This is a genomic window from Methanococcus voltae (assembly GCF_024807655.1).
Taxonomy (GTDB): domain Archaea; phylum AGJL01; class Methanococci; order Methanococcales; family Methanococcaceae; genus Methanococcus; species Methanococcus voltae_D.
Genome location: NZ_JANUCR010000006.1, coordinates 89,930 through 101,733, shown reverse-complemented (window position 1 = coordinate 101,733; position 11,804 = coordinate 89,930). Strand labels below are relative to the sequence as shown.

Here is an 11,804-nt window from a genome sequence, read left to right as displayed (position 1 = left end):
ATAAGACTATAGTAGATTTGAAACTAGCTCCTGCTATTATTATGAATACTATTGCACAGATAAGCTAGAAATAAGACTATAGTAGATTTGAAACTAGCTCCTGCTATTATTATGAATACTATTGCACAGATAAGCTAGAAATAAGACTATAGTAGATTTGAAACTTATTATTGCGACATTATACACTACTTTTATATATGCTAGAAATAAGACTATAGTAGATTTGAAACCTATTGCCCCCACTACTAAGACCTTTACTTATTCCTGCTAGAAATAAGACTATAGTAGATTTGAAACTACCCAATTCAGACTTAGGCAAAGCAAACCTTGCAGAGTGCTAGAAATAAGACTATAGTAGATTTGAAACGCATCGGTGGAATTTCTGCAGAAGAATATTCTGGATATGCTAGAAATAAGACTATAGTAGATTTGAAACTTCTGGTATTTGTTGCACTCGTAGGCATTTGAGAACTTGCTAACGCTAGAAATAAGACTATAGTAGATTTGAAACCAATTACAAGAGGACCCCAAGCGGGTAATGTAACTGCTAGAAATAAGACTATAGTAGATTTGAAACTCAATATCCAAATGAGGAATTATTTTCCATTCTGAATGCTAGAAATAAGACTATAGTAGATTTGAAACGGGTTGATAAATCAAAAATAGATATGGCTATTAAGCTTGCTAGAAATAAGACTATAGTAGATTGAAACGCATACTATGAAGGCAGTAAAGCAAAGCATAGAACCGCAGCTAGAAATAAGACTATAGTAGATTTGAAACCAATTACAAGAGGACCCCAAGCGGGTAATGTAACTGCTAGAAATAAGACTATAGTAGATTTGAAACTTAATCGAAGAACATATATTACATTACAATATATTATTTTTCTTTTAAGGCATAAAAGTGAGAACTTCGTCTTAATCCCGTTGCACTGTCGTGAACTTTTCCGAAAACGAAAATTGTAAAATGCCTTTTAAATCTAATAATAAACTTAATATAGTCTTATTTCTTATAAGAAAAACGGACTAGTTGCAAAAATTATCCCGTTAATTTCTTAAAAATCTAAAATTTAAACTTCAAAAAATACGTTAAATAAAAGAATACGCGGAGAACGCGATTTGAACACGGGTTGGACAAAATCCAACGGGATTGGCAGAGGGAAACTTCATAGTAAACTTTTTTTCAAGATTAAAGAATTCATAAAACTTTTTTGTAAATTTTGTAAAAAATGAATTATTATATCGATAATCCATCGAGATAAGTCTTAATGTAATCCGCAGGACTAAAACAGTTGATTAAGGATAGTCCTTTGCGTTATGTGTAAATTTTTTTTTAAAACGATATTTTTTTAGTGCTTAGTATTGTGAATACGTAGGACTACTAGTTTTTAGATATTACAATATTAAATCCTATCAATATTATTTGCAATTGCAACTTTTAAGTTAAATCACAACATATATATTTTATAAAAAATAATATATTACATATTTAATTTCAACTAAATTATCAATAATTAAATTTTTATTTTATAACTTTTTAGGGGGATTTTATGGTGGAAAACCCATATGAAACTTTAAATTTTAATTGCGAAATTATATCGCCTATTTTTTGTTATGGTGCGGATAAAGAAAGTCCAGAAATAAGGGCTTCATCAATTCGTGGAGCTTTACGATTCTGGTGGAGAGCTTTACAGCCCGAATTAACAAAAGAAGAATTTGAAAAATTTTTAAAAGAAACGTTTGACGATGCCTATGCGTTGAAAAGTTTGTTAGGTAAAGTAAGTAAGAGCGATAAATACAGTGAATATAAATTACCAGATTTTATAACTGTTGATGATATTAAAAAATTTTTAACCAGTAATACTATTCCAAAAAATACGGATGTCATTGAGAAAGAAAAAATTCAAAAATTAATTAGGGATATACAAAAGAGTGATAAAAAATTATTAGAATTATATTATATTTATTACATGAAAAACTTGCGAAAAAAAGAATTTGAAATTTTTGGAGGCGTTGATGGAGATAAAGCGTTTAAAAGTAAGGTTTATGTGAATATAATGTACACAACTACCAAAAATGAAACTGGTAAAGATACACTAAATATTTATTCAAAAAAATATTTGGGGCATAAAAATTTTAAAAAAGATGCTTTTGAAAGTGGAAAATTTAAAATTACGCTACATCTTCAAAAAAATTCCAATATGACATTAGAACAATTAAAATCCCTTTTTATAATATATACAATTTTAGGGGGGGTTGGTGGAAGAACCAGGCGAGGAGCTGGCTGTTTTAGATTAACTGACGACTTTTCAATAATCAATAAATCTACAATGGAATTATTAAAAGAAAATTTTGAAAAATTAGGAATATCCGAATATTATAATTTTTCAGATGAACGTATACTAATAAAAAATACGCCCACATCAAAAAGTAGACCAATTGTTAAAGAAATAACTATAAAACCAATAAAAAAACCGTTAGATGGTATTTTAGGTGCTATTGGGGATATTACACACAAACACAAAAATTATTACAATGGTCATACGAAAAATGGTGAAAGGTATGCTTCACCTTCTTGTATATCTTTATTTAAAAAAGAAAATGCCAAAAATAACGATTATGAATTAATTATTACTAAATTATCGGGACCCCATGACGAACATAATAAAGGGTATAAAAATTCCGCACAAGATACATTTTGCGGTGCCATACGAAGGGATTTAAATGACTAACAAAAAATATCTTGGTATAATAACGGTTTCACCAGTTCAATCGTACATAGAACAGGCGGAAGAAGTAAAAGACCTTTATAAAGGTAGTAAAATTATTTCAAATATTATACAAAATATAATTAATAAATTAAAAGATAAAATAAATGTAATTTATCCAAATACTGAAAAAATTGAAAATATTACTGTAAATAATATTCCAAATAAAATTGTTTTTACAATTGAAAACGGAAAGTTTGATAAAAGTACTTTTAAAAATATTGAAAATAATTATTTGAATGAAGTAATAAATTCTAATGAACTTGTTAAGGAAGAATTAAAAGAAATTTTAAAACTTACCTATATATTAGTTCCTTACGAAAATGAAGAAAATTATAAAGAAATTTATTCAAAAGCAGTTTATTATTTAGATGGAATTAAAAAATATACGCCCATTAAACAAATTGAAAAAAATAACGAATTGTATAATAAAAAAGGAACTCGCTCGTCCAATAATTGTGTAATTTGTGGGGAAAGAATTGCCACAAAACTTAAATCCGAAGGCAAATATCAGTTATGTGAAATTTGTAATATTAAAAGGGAATATGAGGTACATGACGAATTAAATAATATAAGTTTATCAGATTATGCGCTATATTCAAACTTTGAAAAAAAAGATATTCAAGACTTTAAAGATTCTTTAAAAGATAAAAATAAGAATAATTCCAATAAATTTGATATACAGTGCGTATTTCCTGAAACAATAGATAATTTACCAAAAGAATCAAAAGAACAAACATTTCAAAAAAAATGTAGGAATGAATTTTTAGACCATATGCGAAAAAAAGGCTACGAAGTAAAAGAAGATTCGGAACTTTGCAGATATTATGCTATGATAATGTTCGATGGCGATAACATGGGCAAAATCATAAGTGGAAATAGTAGTATTTTAAAAGACGAATATCGAAAAGGAGTAAATTTAAAAGAATTCCAAAAAAAATTATCTAAGGCACAATCAGAGTTCGGTGCAAATGTATCAACAGGTATTTTGCCATACGGCAATGCAGTTTATTCGGGCGGTGACGACTTTTTAGGATTTGTAGGTTTAAAATATCTAAAAGAAGCTATTGAACAGATTGAAGAAAATCATTATACTGGCATAAATGAAAAACTTTCTAATTATTTAAATAAAAATGAAAAAATCACAAAATCATATTCAATAGTAATAGCACATCACAAAACACCACTTAAAAAAGTACTAAGAATAGGAAGGGAAAGTTTAGCACTTTGTAAAAATAGGGAAGATTCAAAAGATGGAATGTGTATAACTTACATAACAGGTAGCGGAAATTTAAACAGAGTATTTCTTAAAAATAAGAACTATAAAGATATTTTTAAACTTATATATCATTTAAATAATGGATTATCTAGCAAATTTATAACCAACTTAGAAGTAGAGTTCCCTAAATTCTTTGATATGGGAAATACATCTTTAACTGATGTAGAATATCCAAAAATTAGTCAAATGACAAATTATGAATTAAAAAGACTTATTGGAAGAAGTTTAAGTAATTTAAATAATTCAGATGATAAAGAACTTATTAAAATGGAAATATACACATTATTAAATAATTACATTGACAAAAATTCTAATAATCGTAAAATATCCATTGAAAACCTGGCAAATTTGGTATATATTGCAGATAAATTAAAAAAATATTATAAAGAAGATGATACGAATAATAATAATAACGAAAACCAAAGGGGTGAATAATAATGAAATATTATATTAAAATAGCACCTCAAAACCCTTTATTTTTTAGGAAAGGCAATCGATTTACCAAAGGAAAAGACACTTGGGCGGAAAGTTACTTATTACCAAACCCTTCAACTATCTGGGGAGCTTTATTCGCAAAATTAATGGCAGATAATACAGAACTTAGTAAAAAAGTGAAAAATGAAAATTTAACTAATGATAAATTAGCTGAAATATTGACTATTGAGGATATTATGCTGTATGACGGTACTTCGTTTATAGTTCCCGCACCTTCAATATGTCTAAAAGAAAAAAATAGTTTTAGTGCTGAGTATCCAAAAAGTTTTATTAATTTAGATGAAGAAGGCGTAATTTCATCAAATAATGAAATTAAGTATATTCCCAGTCATGATGGTGATTATACAGAAAGTTCTACTAGCTATCATACTTACTATGAAAATTTATTCGAAAGTGTTTCTAAAAGTAATTTAATCCCCTCAGAAAGATTATTAAAACAATATCCTAAAATCGGTATTAAAATTAATAATAATACAGGAATTTCAGAAGAATCAATGCTTTATAACACTGACGTGACTGAATTTAATGAAAATTATTCAATTGTTGTAGAAGTAGAGATACATGAGGATTATAAATTTAAAGAAGAAAAAGGATTCTTAAAATTAGGTGGGGAATCCAATGTTTCTAAATATGCTATGATGGACTCTAAAAGATATTTGCGAATAAAAAACGTTCAAAAATTTGATGAAGGGGAAGATAATTATACCGATTTATTTGCGATGTATTTTAAAACATCTGCAATTTTACAGAACAACGAATTAAAAGAAGTATTAGAAAAAAGTAATTTCAAAATAATTTGTGTAAAATTTAACGGGTCTTTTATAGTTGGTGGTTATGATATGAAAAAGAACTGCCAAAAAGATAAAGTAAAGGCAATAGGTGCAGGTTCTTGTTATATTGTTAAATATAATGAAAAAACTGAATCTAAAAAACTAAAAGAATTATTGAATAAAGAATTAAATACCGTTAAAGAATATCAAGGCTTCGGTAAGTATGAAATAATTGGATTATAGGTGTGATTATGAATAATAATGAAAAATATAATTTAGTAATTTGTTCAACATTAAATCAATATGTAAACTATAATATTATTCAAAGATTTTGTGAAAATAAACTTATTGATAAAATTTATAATATAACATTCGAAACTAACTCGAATAACTTGCACAACAATAATAGATGGGACAAGAATTTAAAAGAAGTTATCAAAAATAAAAACCTTATAAGCGAAGATAAGATAATAGACATAATTATATCCGACGATAAGATAGGGAATATTGATTTGATTATAAAATGTTTTAACAGGTTGGAAGATGATTTAAACGATCACAAAAAACCTAAATATGATTTATCGAAAGATGAAAACAAAAAACCTAAATATGATTTATCGAAAGATGAAAAACTTATATGGAACATTACGGGCGGTCAACGGTCAACGGTCATGGCTATTCATAAATTTATTAAAGAGAATAATAGAAATAATGACTTATTGTGTTATTTAGAAGGAAATATGGGTGATGTTAAATTATTAAAAGTAGATTATTCAAAACCCGGTTTAAAAGTTAAAAAATTATTTAATCAAAACTACGATGAAAATCTTACAATTGAAGATTGTTTAAAATTAGCAGGTTTTCGGGATAATGATAATAAAAATGGAAATAATAAGAATAATGATACCAAAGAAGAACCTTTTAACATGTCGGATGATGAAATAAGCCAATATGGTAAACTTTATGACTTATATATAAAAAATCAAGAATTGAGGGAATATTTTATAAATTCAAATAAACAGGGTAATAATTTAGATTTTTCAGATGATGAAAATAATGAATTTAAAAAATTAATAAATAATGAAGAGGTATTTAAAAAATTAAAAGAAGATTGGAGTAAAAAACCAAAAGGAACTGTTTTTTTTGGATATATTCTTGAAAAAATGGTTTATGCCGTATTATATAATAAATATCATAAAGATGAAGAAAAAAATACAATTTTGGAAATGAAACACAGTTATAAAATTAATTTTGCAAATAAAGAGGATATCGTTGATGGGCATCAAATAGATGAATTTGATATAATACTATTAACTAAAAAAGGTAAATTAATAATAATTGAATGCAAATCTGGCGGAATGTCCGGAGATGTTGCAAAAAGTCATAACTATTCCACATATGCAACTTGCGGAGTTTATGGATTGCCAATACTAATAAATCCATTAACTGACGCTGAACTGGGTGCAATACATACCAAAGATAGCAAAGGAACATATGCTTACTTATTCGATAAAGATTATGAATATATACGAAGTGCATACAACTCTGCAAGAAGAGCGGGTTTAGAAGTCATTGGTATTGATAAATTAACATGTGGCAATAATATCTTAAAAAAATATTTAAAATAAAGGGGGAAAACTATGTATAAAACAGGTAAAATTATAGGATTTAAAGCAATTTCACCAGTGCACGTTGGCAGTGGTTCAGATTTAGGGGTTGTAGACCAACCAATACAAAGAGAAAGACACACAAGCTATCCTAAAATAGAAGCATCAAGTTTAAAGGGGGCAATTAGACAAAAATTTGTGGAAAAGGTAGAAAAAAATTGTTTAGATGCAATTTTTGGTCCAGAGTCCGGAAATGAACATTCAAGTTGCATTGCTTTTACCGATGCAAGACTTTTATTCTTTCCCGTGAAGTCTGCAAAAGGTACTTTTGCTTTAATAACTTGCCCAAAAGTTTTAAAAAGATTTTATGAAGATTTGGACTATTTAACGAAAATTTGCGATAAAAAGGATAACAAACTGTTGGAAGAAATAAAATATTTAAAAAATTTAACTACAAGTAATAAAGAAATTATTATCAATAATGATAATTTAAAAATTAAAGATAAAGTTATTCTTGAAGAATATGTTTTTAAAGAAAAATCAAATGATAAACTTAAAGATTTAAATAATTTATTTGAACTAAATGATAAAAATCTTGCAATAGTTTCCGATGATGTATTTAAATATTTTGTAAATTATGCAACGGAAGTTATCACAAGAACTAAAATAGACCCTAAAACTGGTATTGTAGTGAACGGGGCATTATTTACCGAGGAATACCTACCTTCTGAAACTATAATGTACACAATCGCATTAGCAAGTAATCCATTTAAAAAAATTGAGGGCGTATTATCTAATGAAAATAATGTGATAGATATAGTTTGCAACAAGTTACCAAAATATATGCAAATTGGTGGAAATACTACGTTAGGAAAAGGAATTGTTAAACCTTTAAAGTTATAATTAAGGGGGTGAAAAAAATGAGTGAATGGAATAATACTGCAAGATATGCTTTTGATTGTGTAAAAAAGGTTACCAATGAAAAAAATGATAAATTGAATAAAAATTACAAAAGTTATGCAAGAAGTGCACCAATGTACATTAAAGTAAATGGTTTAGTTAATACGATAGCTTTTTACAATTCTAAAAAGGAAAAAGAAGAAGAAGCTTACAAATTTTTACTTAAACATATTGAAGAATATTTTTCAAAAGAACCAGTTGTAGATAAATTAATTAAAAAAAATGGTAAGGACTTTTTAGATGAATTATGTGGCTTAGACACTGCAAACTACATGTTAGCGACAGAGCGAACATTGGGATTAATTGGTTGGTTAAAGAGATTTGCAGAAGGAATGATTGAAGATAATAATAATTCAAATTCAAAAAATAATAATGAAAATATAGAATAGGGGTTAATATGACAGAAAAAGCCCCTAATAATAAAAGAATAAAGTTAAATTTTCGAGATATGCAAAAAGAAGAATATTTAAAAGAACAAGCTAAAAAGAAGAGCAATAAACCCACTAATTCAAAAAATCAAAATAATAATCAAAATAAGAATTATAATAATTCAAAAAAAGATAATAAAGGGGGTGAAAAAATTTCTAAAGACAATACAAATAATACTACCATCTTTCAACGTAAGGAACTAAACAATATATTTAATTTGAAAAATAACTCCAATAATATTAATTTTGGATTAACGTTTAATAAATATGGGTATTTTAAATATAATGATGGGAATAGTAAAGATAAAAAATATACTAAGTCTAATAATGATTTAAAATATATTAGTAATTCATATAAACATAGTACAAAACCTCAAGAAAATATGGAGGACATATCCAAAAAGTTATTTGATAATAATTATGCTTGCAGAACTTTTAAAGTAGCCAATAGAATGGCAGTAGGTTTGGGAAATACTCACGTTTTAGAAACTTCCTCAACATTGCACCACATATATGGAGTTCCATATATACCAGGGCAAGCAATAAAAGGAAATTTAAGAAATTGGATTATTACTAAATATTTCAATGAAAAAGAAGAAGAAGCTCTTAAAAATAATATATTTAAATATATTTTTGGTTCAGAAGAAAATATGGGTAATATAGTGTTTATGGATTCATATTCCAATAAACCAACAATGAAACTTGATATTATGAATCCACACTATCCTAAATATTATGGTGGTAATGGAGCACCTGAAGATACTGAAAATCCCAACCCCATAAATTTCATAACATTTAACGGAGAATTTAATATATATTTCGGTTTATTGGATTATAATAATGAACTTGAAAAACTTGAAAATGATTTGTTAGAACCTTTTGATGATAAAAATACAGATAAATCAAAACAACTTATAGATTGGCTATTTGATGAATTAAGCGAATGTTTGAAAATACAAGGTTTTGGTGCAAAATCTACATCGGGATATGGTATAGGAACACTTACTGAAGAATAAAAAATATAAATAATAAAAGTTAGTATATGGTTAATTTTGATAGTACTAAATTGATAAAAATACAAATATAAAAAATGCATATTGTGTTTTTGAGTCAAAAGGTGATATTGAAGATATAAACTTAAGAAAAATAGAAACTATAAAAATTGAATGTGCTAAAAAACACTTTGAAGCTATTTCTGGAGAAAATGTATTATTCAAAGCAGTTTCTAAATTTAAAGATATAGAAGAAAGTATTCTATAATTTTTTTATTTTTTGAATATATTATTATAATTTTATTTAATCTTTTTATATTTCCCTAATTTCTCTTTGAGTTTATTTTTCTCTACTTCTTTTTTTATACTATCAACTTCTTTTATAAATTCTTTAACTAGATTTATACTTTCCCTAATTTCTTTCTGAGTATAACAACTTCTTGTTTCGTTAGGGTGATGTACTTCTTCATCTAAATCAAATTTTCCAAGTAATACTCTTGCACAACGAGTATTTTCTAAACTACCAAATATTGTTTCTTTTCCCGAAGATATTTCTTTTAATTCATCTTTAATATATTGCATATTTCTTAGGTAATTCCTTCAATTTTTTAAAATAGTTTTCTTTTTCACTAAATAAGGTATAAATATTTTCATTAAGTCTACCATTCACTTGGGACATTAAATTATCTTTATTTATACTTATTGAGCTTTCAGGTTAAAAGAATCTGACGCATATCTTTTTAATATATATTTTAATATCGTTAATTATGAAACAATTATTTTAGATAATTATATATTTATAAAATTATAAAAATATAAAAATATAAATTTATAATATTTATAAAATAAATGATATAACCTTTGAATTTAATGAAAAAGATAATTTAAATGTTAAAATAAAATTCTATGCATAATGTGGTGTTTGATTTGTTTGAAAATTTATTTATTGGTAAATTGTCATTGACTGAAATATTAGATTTAAATGTATTATCTGTATTCATTGGTTTAATGATAGCTTTATAGGGTATTTATTTTACAGTTTTAGCAATTATTGTATCTGTAAAATCTGATATTGATGCGGAGATATCTTTAAAATATATTTACAAAATTTAAAAAAAGAGGATATTTAATTTTAGATTATTTCTTAAGTAATAGCACTTTATTTAAATAATACTTTATTTAAATAATATATTAAGTGTTAATTACCTAAATCAAAAGGATAAATAATCAATTCAACGTTATTACAATCATTACACGTTAAATACTTTTTATCGACAAATTTATCAGTTTTGGGGTAAATTAATCCCAATTTTACAGGTTTACCACATTTATTTTCATATATTTTTGCATAAGATAATAATTGATAAGCGTCACTTTGAGAAACTCCAAAATTAGGGGCATTTACGTCCAAAAGTTTCCATTTAGCATCTAATAAATATATAATATCTTCTGATTCAGCATAAACATCTGGTCGCAACTTAAACAAGTTTTTACAACTGTTTTCATCTTCAAACCTTGCAAGATGATATTTAGAATGTTGGGCATTTACATAATCAAATTTATCCATTTTTTTAACACTATGTGTTACATAGCTTTCAAAAACCTTTTCCATTGGATAAAGGAGTGCAAAAGCTACTTTTGAACCCTTAAAACTACTGAAACTTTGATTTTTTAAGAATACATTACAGTAATTCATTATATTTGAATAATGTGTCATTAATCGATTATTTTTATTTTTGCAATATTTAAAGTCCTTTTCAACATTTTTTGAACGATACACTTCATTTATTTTAAAGATGTGAATGTATTCGTTTATTCTTTTAAGATTTTGCGGATTTTTAGAAATATGATTTAGTAAATTTAAAGTGGATTTTATAAGCCTATTTTCTGGCATATCCTTTATAAATTCATCATACTCTACAAAAAACCTTTCTTTATGAATGTAATTATGCTTAATATTTTCTTTGAACTTTAAACGCCCTTTTAAAACGTTTAGATTCTTTTCAACTGTTTTATAATCTGATTTTAAACCTTTTTTATATAAAACGTCTAATTCATCTAAAAACATTTTGATAAATATTTCATTTATTGGTAAATTCTCACTTTTTAAGTTTGAATGATTAAGTTTTTTAAACGGTGAGTCTTTTAAGGTTTTTAGCATTTTTAGAAATATTTTCCTTGTTTTAATTATCCTTTCATTTGGTTTTAAGTCTTTAAAGCTATTATTATGTATTTTGGGAAGTATTTCAATCGTTAATCCATTTTTCATTTGAATTAATCCCACATAATTCTTAGCCTTTAAAATTTCACCGTGATTTTTCTGATAACTAATTGTTAAAAAGTCATCGTAGCCTTCTTTTAAAATACAGAGTTTTAAACTATCAAATAAATCTTTTTTAAGTATAATATGGTCATCTTCTTGTTTATTTTCCATTCTTTTTGCAATAAATCCGTATTCAGTAATTACAAAATTTTTAGATTTGTGATTTTTTAACATAAAATG

At 25.8% G+C, this 11,804-nt stretch carries 10 protein-coding genes and 1 CRISPR repeat array; of the genes, 8 read left to right on the top strand and 2 right to left on the bottom strand.

Going from position 1 to position 11,804, the window contains the following annotated elements; translation table 11 throughout:
- Nucleotides 1-63 precede the first annotated feature (63 nt).
- Nucleotides 64-849: a CRISPR direct-repeat array (repeat unit 31 nt; unit sequence GCTAGAAATAAGACTATAGTAGATTTGAAAC).
- Nucleotides 850-1,552: 703 nt separating this feature from the next.
- Genes cmr1 through J3E06_RS08525 form a run of 8 tightly spaced genes read left to right on the top strand, consistent with a single transcriptional unit; the run spans nucleotide 1,553 to nucleotide 9,569 of the window.
- Complete coding sequence (gene cmr1, locus J3E06_RS07520; protein WP_013179943.1) at nucleotides 1,553-2,734, top strand: type III-B CRISPR module RAMP protein Cmr1; 1,182 nt, start codon at nucleotides 1,553-1,555, stop codon at nucleotides 2,732-2,734.
- Nucleotides 2,727-4,484, top strand: coding sequence for a Cas10/Cmr2 second palm domain-containing protein (locus J3E06_RS07515; protein ID WP_013179942.1), 1,758 nt, complete (start codon nucleotides 2,727-2,729; stop codon nucleotides 4,482-4,484). Before cmr1 ends, J3E06_RS07515 begins: the two co-directional genes overlap by 8 nt.
- A gap of 2 nt (nucleotides 4,485-4,486) precedes the next feature.
- Nucleotides 4,487-5,557 carry a type III-B CRISPR module-associated Cmr3 family protein gene (locus J3E06_RS07510; protein WP_013179941.1) on the top strand — a complete coding sequence of 357 codons (1,071 nt, stop codon included), beginning with the start codon at nucleotides 4,487-4,489 and terminating at the stop codon, nucleotides 5,555-5,557.
- 8 nt (nucleotides 5,558-5,565) lie between these two features.
- Complete coding sequence (locus J3E06_RS07505; RefSeq protein ID WP_013179940.1) at nucleotides 5,566-6,942, top strand: hypothetical protein; 1,377 nt, start codon at nucleotides 5,566-5,568, stop codon at nucleotides 6,940-6,942.
- A 12-nt stretch (nucleotides 6,943-6,954) separates the two neighbouring features.
- Nucleotides 6,955-7,824 carry a type III-B CRISPR module RAMP protein Cmr4 gene (gene cmr4, locus J3E06_RS07500; RefSeq protein WP_013179939.1) on the top strand — a complete coding sequence of 290 codons (870 nt, stop codon included), beginning with the start codon at nucleotides 6,955-6,957 and terminating at the stop codon, nucleotides 7,822-7,824.
- A 17-nt stretch (nucleotides 7,825-7,841) separates the two neighbouring features.
- Nucleotides 7,842-8,270 carry a type III-B CRISPR module-associated protein Cmr5 gene (gene cmr5 / locus J3E06_RS07495; RefSeq protein ID WP_013179938.1) on the top strand — a complete coding sequence of 143 codons (429 nt, stop codon included), beginning with the start codon at nucleotides 7,842-7,844 and terminating at the stop codon, nucleotides 8,268-8,270.
- A gap of 8 nt (nucleotides 8,271-8,278) precedes the next feature.
- A complete protein-coding gene (gene cmr6, locus J3E06_RS07490; protein WP_013179937.1) occupies nucleotides 8,279-9,325 on the top strand; it encodes a type III-B CRISPR module RAMP protein Cmr6 in 1,047 nt (348 codons plus the stop codon).
- 49 nt (nucleotides 9,326-9,374) lie between these two features.
- The gene (locus J3E06_RS08525; protein WP_418904721.1) at nucleotides 9,375-9,569 is read left to right on the top strand and encodes a hypothetical protein; all 195 of its coding nucleotides are present in this window, start codon (nucleotides 9,375-9,377) and stop codon (nucleotides 9,567-9,569) included.
- 32 nt (nucleotides 9,570-9,601) lie between these two features.
- Here the strand turns inward: J3E06_RS08525 and J3E06_RS07485 are convergent, their stop codons facing one another.
- Nucleotides 9,602-9,883 carry a hypothetical protein gene (locus J3E06_RS07485; protein ID WP_013179936.1) on the bottom strand — a complete coding sequence of 94 codons (282 nt, stop codon included), beginning with the start codon at nucleotides 9,881-9,883 and terminating at the stop codon, nucleotides 9,602-9,604.
- Nucleotides 9,884-10,499: 616 nt separating this feature from the next.
- Entirely contained in the window at nucleotides 10,500-11,798 is a 1,299-nt protein-coding gene (locus J3E06_RS07480; RefSeq protein ID WP_013179933.1) for an McrC family protein, read from the bottom strand.
- Nucleotides 11,799-11,804 lie beyond the last annotated feature (6 nt).

Excerpts from the sequence above, each read along its gene's own strand:
- cmr1 (WP_013179943.1), top strand. The coding sequence starts at position 1,553 with ATGGTGGAAAACCCATATGAAACTTTAAATTTTAATTGCGAAATTATA.
- J3E06_RS07515 (WP_013179942.1), top strand. The coding sequence starts at position 2,727 with ATGACTAACAAAAAATATCTTGGTATAATAACGGTTTCACCAGTTCAA.
- J3E06_RS07510 (WP_013179941.1), top strand. The coding sequence starts at position 4,487 with ATGAAATATTATATTAAAATAGCACCTCAAAACCCTTTATTTTTTAGG.
- J3E06_RS07505 (WP_013179940.1), top strand. The coding sequence starts at position 5,566 with ATGAATAATAATGAAAAATATAATTTAGTAATTTGTTCAACATTAAAT.
- cmr4 (WP_013179939.1), top strand. The coding sequence starts at position 6,955 with ATGTATAAAACAGGTAAAATTATAGGATTTAAAGCAATTTCACCAGTG.
- cmr5 (WP_013179938.1), top strand. The coding sequence starts at position 7,842 with ATGAGTGAATGGAATAATACTGCAAGATATGCTTTTGATTGTGTAAAA.
- cmr6 (WP_013179937.1), top strand. The coding sequence starts at position 8,279 with ATGACAGAAAAAGCCCCTAATAATAAAAGAATAAAGTTAAATTTTCGA.
- J3E06_RS07485 (WP_013179936.1), bottom strand. The coding sequence starts at position 9,883 with ATGCAATATATTAAAGATGAATTAAAAGAAATATCTTCGGGAAAAGAA.
- J3E06_RS07480 (WP_013179933.1), bottom strand. The coding sequence starts at position 11,798 with ATGTTAAAAAATCACAAATCTAAAAATTTTGTAATTACTGAATACGGA.